Genomic DNA, 20,129 nt, shown 5'->3' with positions numbered 1-20,129 from the left:
ATATCTTCATTTTTAAAAACTTTCTACTTCTTCTTTTACCAAAGTAGCTAACTTTTGTGCTGCACCACTTTCACCCCTAACACTGCGAAGTTTATCTCGCATAGCTGCCAATTTTTCGGGATTTTCTAAAAAGTCTAAAACCTTTTCTCCTACTTCCGAGGGTTGGAGTTTACCCAAAAGTTCTGGTACTATTTCTTCTTGCGCCCAAATATTTGGCCATGCTAATAAACCTATCCGTTTGATAAAAAACCAATTAATCAATTTGGCAAAATTTGTACCCACACCGGGTAAATTAGCTAACAACCCTGGTAAACCATCCCAAGAACGCATAGAATCCATTTGCTGAGTAGGTAATAAAACAATCATTGGTACGCCTAAAGCACCAAGTTCAGCGGTGTTTGCACCGACTGTAGTTAAGCAAATACTGCACTGAGATAATAATTCATATGCTGGATTTTCTTGCCACAATTCGATAGTTAATCCTGTTTCTGTTTTCAATATTGGGTTATCTTTTTCTGGGATAATTAAGGACGCATTATTAGCGCCAAAAGTTTGCATAAAAGGGTTTTTTTGGGAATCGGCAAAACTCGCTAAAGTTTGCAAATTCAAAGTTGGTGCAACAGGAATAACAAACTTTGCTTGAGGTCTTTTTGTGTGGATATATTCAGCAATAGCTAAAGTTAACGGTACACCTTGGGTTAATTTTGCGGCTTTTGAACCTGGTAAAATTCCAATTATTTCAATTTTGGATTTTGGATTTTGGATTTTGGATTTTATCTCATCTTCTGCGGCTGCTTCTAACATTAAATCACCAACAACGGCAAATTTATGAGCATATTTAGGAGAGGCATTTTCTACAACTTTCGCTTTCATTACCCCAAACCTGTCTATTAAATTGTGCCAACGTGCTTCCCATTCTGCGTAAACTACGGTTTTATATGCTAATTTTTTGCCAATAATAACGGGGAAAATTTGATCTCCACCCAGAAATACCACTACACCTTTACTTCTCCAGTCCCAATTTTCTGCGGTTTTTCCCCATAATAAGAACTGCCAAAAATGTTCTGCTGTTTGGACTCTATCAACCTCTGGGTAAGATTTAGCTATAGCAGCTTCTTTGCCACTAGCATGGGGACAAGGTGATAATATTACAGAAATTCTCACTTGTGAACGGTCATTTCCTAGTTGTTGTCTTAGTGCTTTGACAACGGGACGTACCCAAGTTGTAACTTCTCCTGGGCCATTGGAGAGAATAAGAATATCTACTGGTGGAGTCATTTAATTATTACCTAATTTAGAAGACAATAAATAGATTGTGATGTAAGGGGTTTTTTGGTGTTGCTTAATCAAGGTATGTAATTTAAAAATGCGTAAAAATTCGGAAACATCCTCTCAAAATCTCCATAGGATATAGGAATATAGGATCTAAAGTTTTGTATCATAGTTAATCAAATTAATAATAAAATTAAATAACGATGTATCATAGTAGTTAGTAGCGATAAATGTGCAATGCTTTCTTTGCTGTTGTCAAAGTATACCAAGTAAGCTACACCTTGATTTACTGATAGCAGAATATGGAAGCTTTGACAAGTAAACATAGCTGGGTAATACCGATGTCTAAGGAAAAAAAAGGTAATAAAGAAGCTAAAAAGCCTAAAAAAGATCCCAAGGACAAAAAGGAGAAAAAAGACCCAAACAGATATGATGGTTTAAGTAAATAACTGTTATCAACAGTAAATTCAAAAGAATTCCTTGTACCGTACAAAATGGGCTTAAGGCTCTTAACTTCTAACAGATTAATGGAATTGTCCGTGTAGATAGATGGATAATTCCATTTGATTTTTTAAAGCAAATATTAAAATTCTAGCTATCTGTTGTTAGTGTATCTTTATGATTTTAGAATCATAACCAATTTTCTAAATTAACCCCTTCAATTCTTAATAAATCAGAATCATTAGAAACTAGAATTAAATCGCGGACAATTGCTGTCGCTGCTATTAAAACATCAGCATCTTGGATGGGTGTACCTTTAGCTTTTAATTTTGCATGAATTTCACAAGATTTTTCAATAATTTCTAAATCATCTAAAAATAATATTTGATATTTTTGAAAAAAGATATGGAATTCAGCCAATTGTTTTACAGCATTAATTGATAAAAGTCCTCTTTTGATTTCATAGTAAGTAATGCAGCTAATAAACACCATTCCTCCTTGACTATTGACTTCTCGGAGTTTATTATCTACAATGACATTCTTTTTCAAAATGTAACTAACTATATTGGAATCTAATAAATAATTCACTGTTTTATTTTCCTTCCACTGCTGCATCAAAAATCGCTATTTCTTCGGGTGACAAGTCGTTTAATGTTCCTGCAACAGCTTCTAATACAAGAATTTTATCAATTCTTCTAGTTAAATCATGATCTTTAATTGCTCTCATTTCTTCTGGTGAAAATTTCCCAAATAATTCTACCAACATTTCGATCATTTCATGTTGATCTAATTTCACCATATAGAAACTACTACCACGAATTAGTTTATCTACAACATGAGAAATGCGCTCTGTTAGTTCCTGTTGATAGTCTGTTAATTGTTCTTGCATGATATTTACTCTGTTTGTGGGTTAGAAAAATCTAATTCTTATTTATATTATATCGTTCAATAAATTAATTTTTTAATACTCATTCCCAAACAGAGATTTCATTGATAATGCGATTCCTGCGGAGCGCTTCGCTATCGCTCACAACTACACTAATTTTAGGTGATCGCCTACTTTTTAGTATTGTCTATTTTTGATTATTGATTAAGAGGTGAACGCAGATGAACGCGGATAATTTTTGTCAGAATCAGGATATCCAGGATTTGAGGATGTACAGGATGTAATTTATCAGTTATTTGTTGGTAGAGAATCTTATAATTGTCTGAATCATAATAAACGAAAAAATACACAACTTCCTACAAACTATCATTAAATAACATCCTGTAAATCCTTTAATCGGTGGACATCCTGATTCAGACAAAATAATCCTCAACTTCCCACAAACCAATTCTTGTGAAAAATTTAATTTAGAACATGAAACCATCATCTTCTAACGTAAAATAGTCTTATACATTAATATATCTTTTTACAAATTTTCCATAATTGTCATATCGCCATTTAAGATATTCATAGTCTGGACATACCCCAAATTCTTCATAAGATGGTAATACTATACCGTTAAATTCTTGATATTCTGAGATACGCAGCATTTTATCTAATTCTGGAGAATCAGAACGTATTTCTATTTTTTTAGATGCAGGATGAATAACGATGATATTAAGGTCAAAAAGAGTATGTAAATCTGCTCTTAATAAAATGCCATTTTCTGATTTATTCTCTTGTTGAGAAATACTATAAGGTTTAACATGGGCTGCTTCTAACACGCCAATAATACTACAACCTGTGATTGCACAACAACCGTCATAAAGTTTAAGTAATTCTCGCCTAAATTCTGCTTGTCCTTGGCGATTTTGAATATATTTTTTAATTTCAATACACGCTTTTTTAGAAAATTGTTCCTCTTTTTGTTGTAAATTTTCTACATTATTTGAATGTGCTTGTCTATTTTTATTATTAGACTGCTTGGTAGTAGGTTTTTTAATTAGCCCGTAATATTCTAGAATAAAATCATCAGGAAATATGGTATCATCATCATATTCAGCCCCAGTCCAAATGGCACCATTGAGATATTGACATCCTTCTAAATTAGCTCCTTGAAGTTTCGCACCTTTGAAGTTAGAGTCGTTGACATCTGCATTTTTTAAATTAGCATATCTAAGGTCTGCTCCTTCAAATCCTACCGCACAAATATTAGTAGATTGTAAATTTGCGTTTCTCAAGTCTGCTCCTTGAAATTGTGCGATCCGCAAGTTTATACCTTGAAAATCAGCGTCTTGACATTTAGCACTTTGAAACTCCGCTTCTTCTAGTACAAATTCTTCTACTCTTTCAAATTTAGCACCTTGACAGTTAGCTCCTCGAAATATTAATCTCCCATCTCGATAATATCTCTGAGAATATAGGTTTGTACTCAATTCTCCTACTTCATGAAAACGTGAATAATTTGTTTGATAATTTAAACACTCTTCTAGAAAATCTACAAAGATTACGCCTTTGAGATTTGCACCCTGAAAATTTGGATATTGGTTGTAGTATTTGTTGTAATTATTTTTGTGATTTGATCTCATAGATTCAATGTATCCTATCTACTTAAATTAAATTCCTAATAGCTTTTACCAGGTTAAATAAATACCTATATAATTTTACCAAATCATCCCCAAATTCAATACAAAACCATTTAAAACATCTTCCCCCGACACCGTAGCAGGAGATTCCAAAACCTCAACCTCTTTTCCTGGTCTATAAATCTCCACTTGACGAGATTTACGATTAATTAATATACCCAAACGCACACCATTATCTATATATTCCTTCATCTTTTCCTGTGTAGTCTTCAAACTATCACTAGGAGAAAGTAACTCAATCACAAAATCAGGACAAATGGGAGGAAACTTTTGTTTTTCCTCATCAGTTAAAGCATTCCATCTTTCTAACTTGATCCAAGAAGCATCAGGAGAACGATCTGCACCATTTGGTAATTTAAAACAAGTTGAAGAATCAAAAGCGATGCCAGTACCATCAGCATCAGTCCAATTCATTAATTGTTGAGTGATTCTCCCGTTACGATTTCCCGTTTCTCCTCCCGTTGGTGGCATAATTATTAATTCTCCATTGGCATTTCTTTCAAATCTTAATTCCTGGTTATTTTGACATAGCTGAAAAAACTGCTCATCAGTCATTTCTATTACTGATTTTAAATTGACAGTTAAAGCATTCATTGTCATATCCTCATTGAATGTTCAGGAAGAAATTTTAACTATCTCATACCCCATTCTATATTATTAGCTATCAATTTGTAGCTTTACTTTGTCATAATGTCGGGTTTTATACTGTCAACCCAAACTATAGATTGTCCAGTTTGCTGAATATGTCTGTTATTATATAACTAATTAACCATTTAGTTGTGTAAACAAAATTTAAAATCCTGTGAGAGAATCTTCATTCTTTGTTAAGCTTTGTAAATAATTATTTCGTTTTCTATATCATTTTGTGTCAGATATAGGACAAAATCCCCACAGAATGGGAGTTTTCTGATAAAAAACTCTTATTGCCGAAAATAATTAAAGTTACAAACGGCCATATCAGCCGTGATGAACTTTGCGAGAACACGCCTGAAAGGAGCTTATTTGAATGTTTACCCAAGTCAAGTCCACTATTAGACATATTGCACCTGACGATTTACGGGGACGTAAGTTAATCAAGGTTGTCTATGTCGTACTGGAATCCCAATACCAAAGTGCATTATCACAAGCGGTACGGGAAATCAACGCCAATCATCCCAGTCTAGCCATAGAAATCAGTGGATACTTGATTGAAGAACTGCGCGGATCTGAAAACTATATAGAGTTTCAGCGCGATATAGCAAGTGCTAATATATTCATTGCTTCTCTGATTTTTATTGAAGACTTAGCACAAAAAGTAGTTGCGGCGGTTGAACCCCATCGTGATAATCTAGATGTAGCGGTTGTCTTTCCCTCCATGCCCGAAGTTATGCGCCTGAATAAAATGGGTAGTTTCTCTTTGGCGCAATTAGGACAATCCAAGAGCGTTATCGCTAATTTCATGAAGAAGCGCAAAGAAAAATCTGGCGCTGGTTTCCAAGATGGAATGCTGAAACTGTTGCGGACTCTCCCCCAAGTGCTGAAATTCCTACCAATGGAAAAAGCACAAGACGCGAGAAACTTCATGCTCAGTTTTCAGTATTGGCTAGGTGGTTCAGCGGAAAACCTGGAAAACTTCTTGCTGATGCTGGCTGATAAATACGTATTAAAAGGCGTAGAAAAAGAAAACTTTGCTGCGGCTAAGTATGAAGCACCAGTTGTTTATCCCGATATGGGGATTTGGCATCCCTTAGCGCCGAGTATGTTCGAGGATGTGCGAGAATATCTGAACTGGTATTCTGCCCGGAAGGACATTTCCAAAGACCTCAAAGATCCTCTTGCGCCATGCGTAGGTTTGGTTTTACAACGAACTCACTTAGTTACTGGCGATGATGCCCATTATGTGGCAATTGTCCAGGAATTAGAATCACTAGGGGCAAGAGTTCTGCCTGTATTTGCAGGTGGTTTGGATTTCTCTAAACCCATAGAAGCTTATTTCTATGAACCGACAACAAAAATGCAGTTAATAGATGCAGTAGTATCTTTAACTGGTTTCGCATTGGTGGGCGGCCCCGCTAGACAAGACCATCCTAAAGCTATTGAAGCATTAAAACGGTTAAATCGCCCTTACATGGTGGCGTTGCCTTTGGTCTTCCAAACCACGGAAGAATGGCTAGATAGCGATTTGGGGTTACATCCCATTCAAGTGGCTCTACAGATTGCTATACCTGAACTTGACGGGGCGATTGAGCCAATCATATTATCAGGTAAAGATGGGACAACAGGCAGAGCGATCGCACTCCAAGATCGAGTAGAAATCGTCGCGCAACGGGCGTTAAAATGGGCAAACCTGCGTAGCAAACCCAAATTAACCAAAAAAGTTGCCATTACCGTTTTCAGTTTCCCTCCCGATAAAGGCAATGTGGGAACAGCCGCATACTTAGACGTATTCGGTTCTATCCATGAAGTCATGAAAGGACTGAGAAACAACGGTTACGACGTGCAGGACATTCCCGAAACTCCCCAAGAGTTGCTAGAACAAGTCATCCACGACGCACAAGCACAATACAACAGTCCCGAACTGAACATTGCTTACAAAATGTCCGTGCCAGAATATGAAGCACTGACACCATACTCCCAACGCTTAGAAGAAAACTGGGGACCACCTCCCGGAAACTTAAACAGCGACGGACAAAACCTGTTAATCTACGGAAAGCAATTCGGTAACGTCTTCATAGGAGTGCAACCAACATTTGGTTATGAAGGCGACCCCATGCGGTTGTTATTCTCCCGTTCTGCTAGTCCTCACCACGGTTTCGCAGCTTACTACACCTATTTAGAGAAAATTTGGGGTGCTGATGCTGTGTTACACTTTGGGACACATGGCTCTCTGGAATTCATGCCTGGTAAGCAAATGGGGATGTCTGGTGACTGTTATCCAGATCAACTAATTGGCTCAATTCCGAATCTGTATTATTACGCAGCCAATAACCCCAGTGAAGCCACAATTGCTAAACGTCGCAGTTATGCAGAAACAATTTCTTACCTGACACCACCTGCGGAAAATGCTGGTTTATACAAAGGTTTGAAGGAACTCAGCGAGTTAATTGCTTCTTACCAAACTTTGAAAGACACAGGACGCGGTGTTTCCATTGTCAATTCCATCATGGATAAATGCCGCATTGTCAACTTAGATAAGGATATTCACATCCCCGAAACCGATTCTAAGGATATGTCCCCGGAAGAACGGGATAAGATCGTTGGTAACGTCTATCGTCGGTTGATGGAAATTGAATCGCGGTTGTTACCTTGTGGACTGCACGTAATTGGTAAACCACCAACTGCCGAAGAAGCGATCGCAACTTTGGTCAACATTGCTAGTTTAGATCGGCAAGAGGAAGAAATTCAAGGTTTACCCGGAATTATTGCTAGAAGTCTGGGACGCAACATTGAAGATATCTACAAAAACAACGATGCCGGTATTTTGGCAGATGTGCAACTATTACAAGATATCACCCTAGCTACCCGTGCGGCTGTAACTGCATTAGTACAAGAACAAATTGACGCAGAAGGTAGAGTTTCCCTAGTTTCCAAGTTGAACTTCTTCAACATGGGTAAAAAAGAACCTTGGGTTGAATCTTTGTATCAATCAGGTTTTAACAACGTTGACACCTCTGCGTTGAAACCCCTGTTTGAATATTTGGAATTCTGCTTAAAACAAGTTTGTGCAGATAACGAACTCGGTGGACTTCTCCAAGGTTTAGCTGGTGAATACATCCTCCCTGGCCCCGGTGGAGATCCTATCCGTAATCCTGACGTATTACCCACAGGTAAAAATATACACGCCTTAGATCCCCAATCTATCCCCACTTCCGCCGCAGTTCAATCAGCTAAAATCGTCGTTGATAGGTTGTTAGAACGGAATAAGTCAGAAAATGATGGCAACTGGCCAGAAACCATCGCCTGTGTCCTCTGGGGTACAGATAACATCAAAACCTACGGTGAATCCCTCGCCCAAATTATGTGGATGGTGGGAGTGCGTCCAGTTCCCGATGCTTTGGGACGGGTGAACAAGTTGGAATTAATACCTTTAGAGGAGTTAGGAAGACCCAGAATTGACGTTGTAATCAACTGTTCTGGTGTATTCCGCGACTTGTTCATTAACCAAATGAACCTGCTTGACCAAGGTGTGAAAATGGCTGCTGAAGCTGATGAACCCTTGGAAATGAACTTTGTTCGCAAGCACGCTTTGAAACAAGCTGAGGAAATGGGGATAAATCTGCGTCAAGCTGCAACTCGCGTTTTCTCAAATGCTTCTGGTTCTTATTCTTCTAATATTAACCTTGCAGTGGAGAATAGCACTTGGGATAGTGAAGCTGAGTTGCAAGAAATGTACTTGAAGCGCAAATCTTTCTCTTTCAATTCTGATAATCCTGGGGTTATGGATGAGTCACGGGAGATTTTTGAAACTACTTTGAAAACTGCTGATGCAACTTTCCAAAATCTCGATTCTTCGGAAATTAGTTTAACAGATGTTTCCCACTATTTTGACTCAGATCCGACTAAGTTAGTGGCAAGTCTGCGTGCAGATGGGAAAAAACCATCTTCTTACATTGCAGATACAACTACAGCGAATGCACAGGTCAGAACTTTATCAGAAACTGTGCGTTTAGATGCGCGGACTAAGTTATTAAATCCCAAATGGTATGAGGGGATGTTATCTCACGGTTACGAAGGTGTGCGCGAACTTTCTAAACGGTTGGTCAATACTACTGGTTGGAGTGCGACTGCTGGGGCTGTGGATAATTGGATTTATGAGGACACGAACGAAACTTTCATCAAAGATGAGGAAATGCAAAAGCGTTTGATGAATCTCAATCCTCATTCTTTCCGCAAGATTGTTTCTACTTTGTTGGAAATGAATGGACGCGGTTATTGGGAAACTAGCGAGGAGAATTTAGACCGGTTACGTGAGTTGTATCAGGAGGTGGAAAACCGGATTGAGGGTATAGAATAGGTTTAGATGGGCAGGTTTTATACCTGCCTATTTTTGATATTTTGATTTTTTTGCACGCAGAGGCGCAGAGGCGCGGAGAAAGAGAAAGATTAGTTTATGATTTGAGTAAAGTGATAATTATTGTAGTTGTGGGATATGGTTATGAATGCTTTAACTGTGAGTTTAAAATCAGTGATAGATATGACTGATGATCAGTTTTTTCAGCTATGTCAAAATAACCGGGAATTGAGATTTGAAAGAACTGCAAATGGGGATTTAATTATTATGCCACCAACCGGAGGAGAAACGGGAAATCGGAATGGTAGACTCAATCAACAATTATTTAATTGGACTGATGCTGATGGTAGTGGGATAGCTTTTGATTCTTCCACTTGTTTTAAATTGCCAAATGGTGCAGACCGTTCTCCTGATGCTTCTTGGATAAAGTTAGAAAGATGGAATGCTTTAACTGATGAAGAAAAACAAAAGTTTCCTCCTATTTGTCCTGATTTTGTCATTGAGTTACTTTCTCCTAGTGATAGTTTGAAGACTACACAGGAAAAGATGAGGGAATATATAGATAATGGTGTACGTTTGGGTATATTAATTAATCGTAAATCTCGTCAAGTGGAGATTTATAGACCAGGAAAAGAGGTTGAGGTTTTGGAATCTCCTGCTACGGTTTCGGGGGAAGATGTTTTAAATGGTTTTGTTTTGAATTTGGGGATGATTTGGTAAAATTATATAGGTATTTATTTAACTAGGTAAATGTTTTTAACTTCGATTATTTTCGGCAATAAGAGTTTTTTAGCAGAAAACTCCGATTCTGTGGGGATTTTATCCTAATATCTGACACAAAATGATATAGAAAACAACATATTTATTGATGAATATTAACAAATAATACAGGTTCTCTCACCTAATTTTAAATTTTGTTGACATCGCTATGGTGTTATGTAACAAAACGTTAGTGCTGACAGTATTGTGATATCTTAGTGTTGAGTTGGGCGATCACGCGATTACTCAATTTTTCTGTATAATGCGCTGATGCTGATAGAGATATTATCAAGAAATTTCTGCATAACTTGACAAGATTTGCCTGTAATGCTTACTATATGGTTGTATATAAAAAATTATATAGAAAATTCATGTATAATAACTATGCTATGCCACTATGCCGTATCTGATTGCAAACGAAGAATTCAGAACCAAGGAGCTTTTGACGAAACGTTGCCGTGAGATCCTTGAGTCAACGCCAAACGGTGCTTGCGTTGCGGATATACATCTACCGTTTCTATTCGCCCTGTTTAGATTTCACGACGAATGGGACACGAAATCCTCATGTGGCATTCAATCGGTGGCAACGCAAACAACAGAGTATGGTACACGTTGTTTTGCACTGCAACGAACCGATGGTTCTATGATTGACATTAGCTTTCCGCACGCAATCAAGCTGATCCCAACGACACGAAAAAAAGACCTACTACCGCAAGGTTTGACCGATTATCGCAATGCGGCGCGCACAGCAGTTACTACAGAAATACGTTCATTTCGCGACAAATGTCTTGCTACCAACTCGACTTGCCCGATCCTTGGAATAAATATCACGCGAGAGACTTCGGATGTTGATCATGTGGCACCACTTACATTTGATCGCCTACTCTTTGACTTTACACTAAAATCGAGTATCAATCCGCTAATGGTTGCTGTCGGCTCACGAAATGGTACTGTTCCCATTTTTGAAGATCGGCAACTTAATGACGACTGGGTGGGGTACCACAACGAAAATGCGGAACTGCGACTGGTTTCTCGTACAGGACACTCTCAGCTTTCGACGGAACGAGTCGACTGGTCGATAATACTCCAAACCGCGTAAATCGTGGCATAGTGCGATCGCCGTTTAGGAATAAGTTGGGAGAGCAATCGCTGTTTGGAGATGTGGGAGAGCGATCGCGTTTATGGATGTGGGGAAGTGCGATAGCGCAAGCGCTGACTTGTCAGTTCGCTGTTTGGGGATGTTGGGAATGCGATCGCTGTTTGAGGATGTGGGTGGGGATGCGATCGCTAAAATAGACTTCATTTACAAACTACCAAACAATAGCAACCAAAGCCGAAGCAGTTATATTTTGATCGCACGTCAATAACCGTACAATTTCACCTTTACTTACTAAAACTAACGCAGTTGCTGCAATTTGTCTATCGTGCATTTCATTAATAGCAGATAAGCTCATAGTCATTTCAATAACATCTTGATCAAGTGGATAAATTACCACACGAGGATCAGCTTCTACTGCTAAAATTACATCTTTAGGAGCAGAAATAGATGTTCTACCTCTTTCTACAATCCAAACAGCCTCAGCTAAAGTAGTTGCAGGAATAACTAACTCTGAATCAGGATCACAAAGGATAGCTTTAGCATTTGCACCTAACTTTAAATTACCTTCCAGAAACCAGATTAAAGCATGAGTATCTAAGACATATTTCATAATTTATGACGACCAATCTAAGCTGTCCTCACTATCCCCATGAAATTCAGCAATTTCAAAATCCGCTTCTGTTGACTGGTTGTTACCAGAAAACATACCAAACTTCATCATTTGATTTTTCTGCTGATTTTTTTCCGATTTTAAAAAAGTGACAATAACCAGACTTTCTGAAATATCAGATGGTAATTCTTTAAGTTCTACTTTACCATCTTTGTAAATTCCTTCAATTGCTTGCAACATAATTTTTACCATGAGCCAATTTAGCTGATGTTATTACTTTAACTATACACTATAGATAAGCGATCACTTGTTGAGGATATGGAGAGTGCGATAGCGCAAGCGCTGACTTGTCAGTTCGCTGTTGAGGATATGGAGAGTGCGATAGCGCAAGCGCTGACTTGTCAGTTCGCTGTTTGGGGGATGTTTGGGGTGCGATCTCGTTTGGGGATGTAGGGGAGATTGTGGTGTAATTAATGATATTATTCAGGCCTAATAACAGGAATAACCTGATTTTTATATTGACGATAAATCCTAAAATCACTATCTAAAGTGAAAATACTACTTCCTCTAATTAATTCACTCATTCTTACTAAACAAGCATCAGCTAAAGACATGGGAACAGATTGATATTGTTTCATTAATTGCTTAATTATTGTTACTTCTTCACTTAAATCAAAAGGTATTTTAATTACTTCTGCTTCCAATAAAGATAAAATAGCACTTTCTCCTCCATGAACATTTTGTAATAAAAAACAAGATTCCGCAATAACCGCTTCACAAGTAAATAAAGGAGGACGTAAATTTTTCCATGTTTCTACTGTCCATTCATGAAAATTATCACTTTTATCAATAAAAGCAACTAAAGGCGAAGTATCTATAATAATTTCTGATTTCATTATTTACCAAATTCTTGAAGATACTTTTTATTGGTAGATAAATCACCAATCCCACTTTCTACAGAACCAGCCCATTCTTTAGCTAAATCATAAGCTGAAACTTCTTGATTGTCTTGTGATTTTGGCTTTTTACTGTTCATAAATTCCACGAAATCTAATATAGTTTGTTGTTGTTCAATAGTTAGATTTCTAAATTGCTCTAACAGTATATTTTCTTGAATTATAGGTTTATCAATTGCTTGAGACATAGTTTTTCTACAAAAATTCAACAGTTTTGATTAACATTATATCAAGTTTTTAAACCTTATACAACTTCTTTGTGCGATAGCTACGCTCGCCGCAGGCATCGCTGCTTAAGGATGTGGGGAGTGCGATAGCGAAGCGCTGCTGCTTTCAGCAGATCGCTACATTCAAAAATACTCTTCGAGAAACCAGCGGATTGGATGAAAGAAAATTAAGCAATAAAAAACCCCGGCGAAACTAACCGAGGTTTATAGGAGAAATAAGAATGACGATTTAGACACTAATACCAAAACTAAAAATATTAACTAACTCCTAACGCAATTAAAACTATAGATGAAACAAATAAAACTGCAACTACACCTTGGAAGACGTAGCGGTTTTGTTGCTCTTTAGTAGGATATTCTGCGTAGTAAAGTTTTGGCTCAGTAGAATAGTTATTGAGAATGCCGTTTTCGTTAATGGTGGTATACATAATGTTTTTCTTTTGGGTTGTTACTTTATGTAAACAAATATAACAAGTTTGTTACGAACTGTCAATAGAACTTGACAAAAAATAATAGATGGCGTTAATAGGGCTTGCTTATCAGTTATGGAACCACTGGTGACTGGAAGTCTTGGCTATACAGTCAAGATACGAAGTGGCTTCCCGGAAGGAAGTCCGCCTGTGCTGGTTTCCAGAGGAAATGTAACAAAAGCGGGTTGAACAATATATAAAAGGAATTTGTAGAGTATGTTAAATAATGCAGTTGTGTCTTGACAAGACGAAACGAATTTATTGCCATAAAAAATATAGCAGTTCACAAATTAATTGCAAACTGCTATCTTAAGAATTTTGTTTTTACTTTAAATGGGCAGTACCAGACTCGAACTGATGACATCCTGCTTGTAAGGCAGGCGCTCTACCAACTGAGCTAACCGCCCGTTTTTCTCACTTGTTTAATATAACATAGCTATTTGGAATTTTGCAAGTGTTTGGGAAAATTTTTTTGTATATGCTTTTAAGAACTATACTTACTCAGTACGAGCTAAACGCCCAGCTACCGCTAACAGCACTCAGGACTGAATATGCCTTCTGGTCAGACGCACGATCGCATTACTATCTGGTCTTTGCCATTTGTGGCGGGTGTGACAATGGTTTCCACTCGCAGCAGTAATATGACGTTGTTGGTGGCGGGGGGGTTTATGTTTGGAGGGCTGATGTTTGGCCCCGATTTGGATATTTACTCGCGTCAGTTTCAGCGTTGGGGGTTTTTGCGTTGGATTTGGCTACCTTATCAAAAGAGTCTGCGCCATCGCTCTTTTTTATCCCATGGCCCGATTATTGGTACGACTTTGCGAGTGGTGTATCTGACGAGTTTTCTGGTGGTTGTGGGGCTGATAGTTTTGGTGGTGTTTGCGAAGTTGGGTAATGTCGCTTTGAACTGGGGCGAGGTTTGGAGTGGTGTAGGGCGATCGCTCTCTCTCTATTATGGAGAATTTTTTGCTCTGTTTCTTGGCTTTGAAATTGGGGCGATGAGTCATTCTCTCAGCGATTGGACTGGTTCGGCTTATAAACGTTTTCAGAAACAAGGGATTCAAGGGTTACTTCCTAATGGCAAAATTAAGAAGCGTAAACCGACGCGGGGTGTAAAGGCGGTAAAAAAACGCAGAGGTACGCAGAGGTAAACGCAGAGGGCAGGGGAGGTTTTATGGAAGGTAATGAGTCTTTGGTGGCTTTGCAGGAGTTAATTGAGGTGGTGGCGAAATTGAGATCGCCTGATGGTGGTTGTCCTTGGGATTTGGCACAAACGCCTGAAAGTCTTACGCCTTACGTGATTGAGGAGGCTTATGAGGTGGTTGATGCGATTCAAACTGGAGATAAAAGTGCGATCGCTGAAGAGTTAGGTGATTTATTATTACAGGTGGTGCTACAGGCGCAAATTGCTAGTGAAGCTGGTGATTTTTCTCTGCAAGATGTGGCTAAGGGTATTTCTCAAAAGTTGATTCGTCGTCATCCTCATGTTTTTGGTGATGTGAAGGTGCAAAGTATGGATGAGGTACACCAAAATTGGGAAACTATCAAAGCGGCGGAAAAGGGAGAAACTCCAGAAGCGCAAAAACTTAGTGATAAACTTAGTCGTTATCGGCGTAGTCTTCCGCCATTAAATGCAGCAATGAAGATTTCTCAAACGGCTGCAAATGTTGGTTTTGAGTGGAATAATGTTGATGAGGTGTGGGAAAAGTTTCACGAAGAGTTAGGGGAATTTCAACAAGCTTTAGCTGAAGAAACACCGGCAAGACAAGAATCAGAATTAGGTGATTTACTATTTGCAATTATTCAAGTTGCGAGATGGCATAATCTTGACCCCAGTGCAGGTTTGCAAGGTACAAGTCAGCGATTTATTCAGCGGTTACAAAAAATGGAAAACGTTATTGAACGTCCGCTTACAGATTACAGTTTAGAAGAGTTAGATGCTCTCTGGCAACAGGCAAAAGCTCAACTTGGTCATTAGATAGGACTTGCTGAAAAAGTCTTTTGGTTAGGGCTAGGAGTCAGGAGTCAGGAGTCAGGAGTCAGGAGGAAGAATTAGAAGAAGAGAAGAATAGTCTTGAATCTGGTCAAGTAATAGGTTTTTGGTAGTTCCAACGCTTATTCCTTGCACCTGATTCACCTTTTTAACCTTCAAACTCTTGATATATCTAAGTTTTAGATTTATTCAGCAAGCCCTAGATAGTAACTGAATGTAAATATGTGTTATCCAGAATCAATGTAGAGACTTTTCATGGAACGTCTCTACATCATTGGCGGTGTCTAATGCTTGTTTTGCAAATTAGGTTCTGCTAAAAAATACAGTTAATACTATTCCCAGGATAATTACTCCACCACCCATCAGAAATGACCAGAAGCGGTGATAACTTTTGACAACTGTGCCATTTTCTCCTTCTAATTGGATTAAATCCATCCAAGGCATGATTCCCCGGCGAAACCAACCAATAGTTCCTACTTTTTGACCAATTAGACTTTCTACTCTTTTCATCCCAAACAGAAAATTACCAATTGGACCAAAACGGGAAGCATAGCGTAAATAAAGCATTCCGCTAGAGTCTTGGAGTTTCAAGTCAGAACCAAATTTATAACCAGCGTCACCTCGACCAATTAATTCTCCTTCTAAATTGGCAGGTTGTCCCCGCAAAGGACTAGCATAGGGATCTGACATTAAAGTGAGAATATCTGTAGTTATGGCTTTGCTGTAATCGGGGAACATCACAAAGGCTTTAATTAAAATTCCCATTCCTAAACCAACAAATATTCCTCCTCCCATCATCGCTGGGTTGCCAGTGGAGGATGCCAAAAATACACCGATAATTAAACCGCCAATAAAACCAATGGTTTCTGCACCATAAAGGATGATATCTAAGAAGAAATTGCCATAAAGTTTTTTCTTGTTGAGGGTTTTACCTTCGCCCATGACTCGTCCCATATCAAACTCAGTTTGTAAACCTAGTTGTTCGGAGTATGTACTGAGGGCGCGGACTCGTTTACCAGTCAGGGGATGAGTAGAATTTAATTCCATCCACCAACCCCAAGGATTAAACATATCCCATAAAAAAACGCGACCGATTTTTTGGGGGTCGGAAGAGATGCGGTAGGCTGTACCTGTGGAAGCTGCGGCTTTGTGGTCGTAAATTCCTAAAGCGCGAGTTCCTTCAATTAAACGGCTGGGTTCTTGGGCGCGTGAACCTTCTTCGACAATCCCATAGGCAATTTTAACTAGGGCGCGAGATAGTCCATTGGGGTTTCCTGTGGTTTCGGCAGCAAAGTGATCTGCAAAATATTCTCTGGTACGAGAAAGATATAACAGCAGGTATGTACCAATCACGTAAAAGATGTAAGCAACTAAACCGGCTGTTTCTAAAGCATCTTTGAGTTTGTTGTCGCCACCACCACGGGTAAATCTTTTGGCTGTGCTGTAAATTAGGTAGCAAATCTGCACTAACGTAGAAGCTACGGTCATGACGGCAAAGTCCCAATGGACTATATGCCCTAGTTCGTGGGCGTAGACAGTAGCAACTTCATCATCATCTAAGTAAGTAAAAAGTCCTTGGCTGACGACTAACCGGGCGCTGTTAGGTAAAGAACCATAGGTAAAAGCGGTGGGGTTTTGGTCGTCAATTATTCCTAGTCTAGGAATTTTGATGTTTTTTTGCTGGCAGATTTGGCGAATAATTTTCCCTGTTTCTGGGCTAAGGTTTTCAATTTCTGCTAAATTTACCCAACGAGTCTTGTAAAGCCAGTTTTGGCTTAAGTCCATAAGGAAGGGCGAGAAGAAAAAAGCAGCAAGATTAAATATTAAGGTAATACCAATGGCGATCGCTAGTCCAGCACCAGGATCACTACTGTCGGTAATCAATACTAGGCTTAAACCTAAAACAAAAACCATGCCAAATAGCAAGGTTATGGTGACACCAGATGCTAGGGCTAAACTCCCACCTACGCCCCCCATGGCCAAGCTTACCCCAGTTGTGACAGCCCTTCCAGCTTTGGACATTGTCCTCGATTCGGTTTCCGTTTGGGATAGTGAAGTCGGACGATTATCTCTTGCCCATTTCTGTACTTGTGGGTTATCACTCTTAATTAACTTTTGCCACACAATGGTAGCTTTTTCTATATCCCCAATGGCTTGATATGCTTTAACTAGAAACATTTGGGAAGTTAAATAATCTGGAGAACTGAGTTCTAGGGAATTTTGGGAAAATTCTTCTAGTAGGTAAATTGCTTGTTCATGATGCCCTTGCTTAAAAGCATCTAGCCCTGATTGTAATGACATAGAATCTCCGTGATCAAAAGGGTGAGATTTTTATCTATCAATACTCAATAAATACTGTACTTGTCATCAGAATTTCGCAAAATTTATGATTACGAAATATTGATAGGATAAAAAATAAATGTTTTTCAGATAGCCTACTGTTATTTTTGCGTATGAATACCGCTTCTGGTTTAATTGAAATTGCTCACAAAACCCGCCAAGCTGCCAGTAAACTGGGAGTTCTTTCAACTGAGGACAAAAATCAAGCTATTGAAGCGATCGCTTTGGCTTTAGAATCAGCACGAGAGGAAATATTGGCAGCAAATGTGGCTGATTGTCAAGCAGCGACAACCGCAGGAATCGCTAAACCCCTTTATAAACGGTTGCAGTTAGATGAACATAAGTTAAGGGATGCGATCGCTGGGGTGCGAGATGTTGGTAAGTTAGATGATCCTGTGGGTAAGGTGCAAATTCACCGCGAAATTGACACAGGCTTAATTCTCAAACGCATTACTTGTCCTTTGGGAGTTTTAGGAATCATTTTTGAAGCCCGTCCCGAAGCAGCAATTCAAATTGTTTCTTTAGCAATTAAATCCGGTAACGGTGTAATTCTTAAAGGTGGTAAAGAAGCTTTACGTTCTTGTGAAGCCATAGTTAAAGCCATTAAACAAGGATTATCTCACACGGCTGTTAACCCCGATGCCGTGCAGTTGCTAACCACCAGAGAAGAGATTTTAGAACTTTTACATTTAGATAAATATGTAGATTTAATTATTCCCAGAGGTTCTAATTCTTTTGTCCGGTTTGTACAGGAAAATACGCGAATTCCTGTATTAGGTCATGCTGATGGAATTTGTCATCTTTATGTAGATAAAATGGTTGATATTGCCAAAGCCATCAATATTACTGTTGATGCCAAAACCCAATATCCATCAGGTTGTAATGCTATTGAAACTTTACTAGTTCACAGCAGCATTGCTTCCGAATTTCTCCCTCAAGTTGCCGCAGCTTTACAAGCTGAGAATGTTGAATTAAGAGGTGATGAAAGAACTTTGGAAATTTTAAAGAATATTGGGGTTGCAACAGAAACCGACTGGAAAACAGAATACAGCGATTTAATTTTATCCATTAAAATTGTTGATTCTTTAGAAGCAGCAATAACTCACATTAGCGAATATGGTTCTCGTCACACAGAAGCCATTATTACAGAAGACTTAAAAGCGGCGGAAACATTCCAAGCTTTAGTCAATGCAGCGGGAGTTTATCACAATTGTTCAACTCGTTTTGCAGATGGTTTCCGTTATGGTTTCGGTGCAGAAGTGGGAATTAGTACCCAACAAATGCCACCTCGCGGCCCAGTTGGTTTAGAAGGTTTGATAACATATAAATATCAAATGTCTGGTGATGGTCATATTGTATCTAGTTACACGGGTGCAAATGCTAAATCATTTACACATCGAGATTTGGATTAACGAAGGCAGGAGGCCGTTTTTGTAACGGGGATTTATGCCCCTTACAAAAACTTTTCGCCTTAAGCAGAAGCAATTTTAGATTTTTCTAGTCAAGCTGATGTAATTCGCTGGTTAGAAAATTTCGATAAAAGTGGCTCGTAATCTGTAAAAAACTTGACATTTATGGTTATTTGCTGTACATATAGAAAATGTGTCGAGGTCATCGACACCACTCGTCAGAACCTTGAAAACCGCATAACTTCGTTGATTGGTGTCGATTGCTTTTGTAGTAAGGGTTTCGACTGTTGAAATAGGCAGTTTTTTATCAATAAGCACTACTTTTTTGTCAATAAAAAAAGTGGTGTCGATTTGGGTATCTGAAACTCTTGCTCTGTAAGGTTTATAGAAGTGAACTCTTTACAAACCCACTTCCCCGCAAGGGGATGGAAACGCTTCATTTATATTCAAACGTATTTTAGAAAGTGTATACTTTACAAACCCACTTCCCCGCAAGGGGATGGAAACATAAATGGGATTAATTTGACCAATAAGAACAAAATTGAATCTTTACAAACCCACTTCCCCGCAAGGGGATGGAAACCTTCAGCTTGCTTTTGCTGTGACATTTTTTCTTTAACTTTACAAACCCACTTCCCCGCAAGGGGATGGAAACCTCACTATTTGCGGTGATTGGAGCAACGTAGGTGTTTTGACTTTACAAACCCACTTCCCCGCAAGGGGATGGAAACATTTTCAGAACCATTGCTGAGGGTGTCACCATTTACCTTTACAAACCCACTTCCCCGCAAGGGGATGGAAACGATTATGGCAAGATCCTTAGGTGAGATCTTGGAAAAATCTTTACAAACCCACTTCCCCGCAAGGGGATGGAAACGCAGTTCCTCCTCCACTACCTCCACTCAGGGAAACAAACTCTCCTTTACAAACCCACTTCCCCGCAAGGGGATGGAAACACCAGAAGAAACATTGATATTTGTGGCGGGGGCTAC

The 20,129-nt window shown here is 38.8% G+C and carries 19 protein-coding genes, 1 tRNA gene and 1 CRISPR repeat array (1 of these 21 running past the window's edge); of the genes, 8 read left to right on the top strand and 12 right to left on the bottom strand.

From position 1 onward, the window contains the following. Positions 1–12: 12 nt before the first annotated feature. Positions 13–1,278, bottom strand: coding sequence for a glycosyltransferase family protein (locus H6G68_RS05840; protein WP_190905791.1), 1,266 nt, complete (start codon positions 1,276–1,278; stop codon positions 13–15). A gap of 296 nt (positions 1,279–1,574) precedes the next feature. Here H6G68_RS05840 and H6G68_RS05835 point away from each other — a divergent pair, with 296 nt between their 5' ends. Next, a complete protein-coding gene (locus tag H6G68_RS05835) occupies positions 1,575–1,721 on the top strand; it encodes a hypothetical protein (protein WP_177176060.1) in 147 nt (48 codons plus the stop codon). 181 nt (positions 1,722–1,902) lie between these two features. On the opposite strand, the gene H6G68_RS05830 is transcribed toward H6G68_RS05835, so the two are convergent. From H6G68_RS05830 to H6G68_RS05815, 4 genes are all read right to left on the bottom strand, one after another. Then, on the bottom strand, positions 1,903–2,301 hold the full coding sequence (locus tag H6G68_RS05830; protein WP_190905790.1) for a PIN domain-containing protein: 399 nt from the start codon (positions 2,299–2,301) through the stop codon (positions 1,903–1,905). Between the two features lie 4 nt (positions 2,302–2,305). Continuing rightward, entirely contained in the window at positions 2,306–2,602 is a 297-nt protein-coding gene (locus H6G68_RS05825) for a hypothetical protein (RefSeq protein WP_190905789.1), read from the bottom strand. A gap of 503 nt (positions 2,603–3,105) precedes the next feature. Next, positions 3,106–4,227, bottom strand: coding sequence for a pentapeptide repeat-containing protein (locus H6G68_RS05820; RefSeq protein WP_190905788.1), 1,122 nt, complete (start codon positions 4,225–4,227; stop codon positions 3,106–3,108). Positions 4,228–4,302: 75 nt separating this feature from the next. Then, entirely contained in the window at positions 4,303–4,878 is a 576-nt protein-coding gene (locus H6G68_RS05815; RefSeq protein WP_190905787.1) for a Uma2 family endonuclease, read from the bottom strand. A gap of 412 nt (positions 4,879–5,290) precedes the next feature. Between H6G68_RS05815 and H6G68_RS05810 the strand changes: the two genes are divergently transcribed. From H6G68_RS05810 to H6G68_RS05795, 4 genes are all read left to right on the top strand, one after another. Next, positions 5,291–9,277 (top strand): magnesium chelatase subunit H, encoded by a 3,987-nt coding sequence (locus H6G68_RS05810; protein ID WP_190905786.1) that lies wholly within the window; start codon positions 5,291–5,293, stop codon positions 9,275–9,277. A 141-nt stretch (positions 9,278–9,418) separates the two neighbouring features. Next, on the top strand, positions 9,419–9,994 hold the full coding sequence (locus H6G68_RS05805) for a Uma2 family endonuclease (protein ID WP_190905785.1): 576 nt from the start codon (positions 9,419–9,421) through the stop codon (positions 9,992–9,994). A gap of 436 nt (positions 9,995–10,430) precedes the next feature. After that, a complete protein-coding gene (locus H6G68_RS05800) occupies positions 10,431–11,132 on the top strand; it encodes a DUF3223 domain-containing protein (protein ID WP_190905784.1) in 702 nt (233 codons plus the stop codon). Between the two features lie 11 nt (positions 11,133–11,143). Continuing rightward, positions 11,144–11,329 (top strand): hypothetical protein, encoded by a 186-nt coding sequence (locus tag H6G68_RS05795; protein ID WP_190905783.1) that lies wholly within the window; start codon positions 11,144–11,146, stop codon positions 11,327–11,329. Between the two features lie 14 nt (positions 11,330–11,343). Here H6G68_RS05795 and H6G68_RS05790 read toward each other — a convergent pair whose 3' ends face one another. The 6 genes from H6G68_RS05790 to H6G68_RS05765 form a co-directional block, all read right to left on the bottom strand. After that, entirely contained in the window at positions 11,344–11,742 is a 399-nt protein-coding gene (locus tag H6G68_RS05790) for a type II toxin-antitoxin system VapC family toxin (RefSeq protein WP_190905782.1), read from the bottom strand. A gap of 3 nt (positions 11,743–11,745) precedes the next feature. After that, positions 11,746–11,982 carry a hypothetical protein gene (locus H6G68_RS05785; RefSeq protein ID WP_190905781.1) on the bottom strand — a complete coding sequence of 79 codons (237 nt, stop codon included), beginning with the start codon at positions 11,980–11,982 and terminating at the stop codon, positions 11,746–11,748. Between the two features lie 239 nt (positions 11,983–12,221). Then, positions 12,222–12,638 carry a type II toxin-antitoxin system VapC family toxin gene (locus tag H6G68_RS05780; RefSeq protein WP_190905780.1) on the bottom strand — a complete coding sequence of 139 codons (417 nt, stop codon included), beginning with the start codon at positions 12,636–12,638 and terminating at the stop codon, positions 12,222–12,224. After that, positions 12,638–12,886 (bottom strand): hypothetical protein, encoded by a 249-nt coding sequence (locus tag H6G68_RS05775; protein WP_190905779.1) that lies wholly within the window; start codon positions 12,884–12,886, stop codon positions 12,638–12,640. The genes H6G68_RS05780 and H6G68_RS05775 overlap by 1 nt, the downstream gene beginning before the upstream one ends. A 296-nt stretch (positions 12,887–13,182) precedes the next feature. After that, positions 13,183–13,353 carry a photosystem II assembly protein Psb34 gene (gene psb34 / locus H6G68_RS05770; protein WP_190905778.1) on the bottom strand — a complete coding sequence of 57 codons (171 nt, stop codon included), beginning with the start codon at positions 13,351–13,353 and terminating at the stop codon, positions 13,183–13,185. A 376-nt stretch (positions 13,354–13,729) separates the two neighbouring features. Further along, a tRNA-Val gene (locus H6G68_RS05765) sits at positions 13,730–13,802 on the bottom strand. A 144-nt stretch (positions 13,803–13,946) separates the two neighbouring features. Here H6G68_RS05765 and H6G68_RS05760 point away from each other — a divergent pair. Both H6G68_RS05760 and mazG read left to right on the top strand, forming a co-directional pair. Further along, positions 13,947–14,546: a metal-binding protein gene (locus H6G68_RS05760; protein WP_190905777.1), complete on the top strand. Its 600-nt coding sequence runs from the start codon at positions 13,947–13,949 to the stop codon at positions 14,544–14,546. Positions 14,547–14,569: 23 nt separating this feature from the next. Then, positions 14,570–15,373 (top strand): nucleoside triphosphate pyrophosphohydrolase, encoded by an 804-nt coding sequence (gene mazG / locus H6G68_RS05755; RefSeq protein WP_190905776.1) that lies wholly within the window; start codon positions 14,570–14,572, stop codon positions 15,371–15,373. 318 nt (positions 15,374–15,691) lie between these two features. Here mazG and H6G68_RS05750 read toward each other — a convergent pair whose 3' ends face one another. Next, on the bottom strand, positions 15,692–17,689 hold the full coding sequence (locus H6G68_RS05750) for a zinc metalloprotease HtpX (protein ID WP_190905775.1): 1,998 nt from the start codon (positions 17,687–17,689) through the stop codon (positions 15,692–15,694). Between the two features lie 152 nt (positions 17,690–17,841). Here H6G68_RS05750 and H6G68_RS05745 point away from each other — a divergent pair, with 152 nt between their 5' ends. Continuing rightward, positions 17,842–19,140, top strand: a complete 1,299-nt coding sequence (locus H6G68_RS05745; protein WP_190905774.1) for a glutamate-5-semialdehyde dehydrogenase — start codon at positions 17,842–17,844, stop codon at positions 19,138–19,140. A gap of 394 nt (positions 19,141–19,534) precedes the next feature. Next, positions 19,535–20,129: direct repeats of the CRISPR family, unit length 36 nt; unit sequence CTTTACAAACCCACTTCCCCGCAAGGGGATGGAAAC (it continues 263 nt past the right edge of the window).

Origin of the sequence: Anabaena catenula FACHB-362 (genome assembly GCF_014698735.1) — a bacterium.
Classification (GTDB): domain Bacteria; phylum Cyanobacteriota; class Cyanobacteriia; order Cyanobacteriales; family Nostocaceae; genus Anabaena; species Anabaena variabilis_A.
This window is presented reverse-complemented; position numbering and strand designations above follow the sequence as displayed.

Excerpts from the sequence above, each read along its gene's own strand:
- H6G68_RS05825 (WP_190905789.1), bottom strand. The coding sequence starts at position 2,602 with ATGCAAGAACAATTAACAGACTATCAACAGGAACTAACAGAGCGCATT.
- psb34 (WP_190905778.1), bottom strand. The coding sequence starts at position 13,353 with ATGTATACCACCATTAACGAAAACGGCATTCTCAATAACTATTCTACT.
- H6G68_RS05750 (WP_190905775.1), bottom strand. The coding sequence starts at position 17,689 with ATGTCATTACAATCAGGGCTAGATGCTTTTAAGCAAGGGCATCATGAA.
- H6G68_RS05760 (WP_190905777.1), top strand. The coding sequence starts at position 13,947 with ATGCCTTCTGGTCAGACGCACGATCGCATTACTATCTGGTCTTTGCCA.
- mazG (WP_190905776.1), top strand. The coding sequence starts at position 14,570 with ATGGAAGGTAATGAGTCTTTGGTGGCTTTGCAGGAGTTAATTGAGGTG.
- H6G68_RS05840 (WP_190905791.1), bottom strand. The coding sequence starts at position 1,278 with ATGACTCCACCAGTAGATATTCTTATTCTCTCCAATGGCCCAGGAGAA.
- H6G68_RS05780 (WP_190905780.1), bottom strand. The coding sequence starts at position 12,638 with ATGAAATCAGAAATTATTATAGATACTTCGCCTTTAGTTGCTTTTATT.
- H6G68_RS05805 (WP_190905785.1), top strand. The coding sequence starts at position 9,419 with ATGAATGCTTTAACTGTGAGTTTAAAATCAGTGATAGATATGACTGAT.
- H6G68_RS05785 (WP_190905781.1), bottom strand. The coding sequence starts at position 11,982 with ATGTTGCAAGCAATTGAAGGAATTTACAAAGATGGTAAAGTAGAACTT.
- H6G68_RS05815 (WP_190905787.1), bottom strand. The coding sequence starts at position 4,878 with ATGAATGCTTTAACTGTCAATTTAAAATCAGTAATAGAAATGACTGAT.
- H6G68_RS05775 (WP_190905779.1), bottom strand. The coding sequence starts at position 12,886 with ATGTCTCAAGCAATTGATAAACCTATAATTCAAGAAAATATACTGTTA.
- H6G68_RS05835 (WP_177176060.1), top strand. The coding sequence starts at position 1,575 with ATGGAAGCTTTGACAAGTAAACATAGCTGGGTAATACCGATGTCTAAG.
- H6G68_RS05800 (WP_190905784.1), top strand. The coding sequence starts at position 10,431 with ATGCCGTATCTGATTGCAAACGAAGAATTCAGAACCAAGGAGCTTTTG.
- H6G68_RS05820 (WP_190905788.1), bottom strand. The coding sequence starts at position 4,227 with ATGAGATCAAATCACAAAAATAATTACAACAAATACTACAACCAATAT.
- H6G68_RS05790 (WP_190905782.1), bottom strand. The coding sequence starts at position 11,742 with ATGAAATATGTCTTAGATACTCATGCTTTAATCTGGTTTCTGGAAGGT.
- H6G68_RS05745 (WP_190905774.1), top strand. The coding sequence starts at position 17,842 with ATGAATACCGCTTCTGGTTTAATTGAAATTGCTCACAAAACCCGCCAA.
- H6G68_RS05810 (WP_190905786.1), top strand. The coding sequence starts at position 5,291 with ATGTTTACCCAAGTCAAGTCCACTATTAGACATATTGCACCTGACGAT.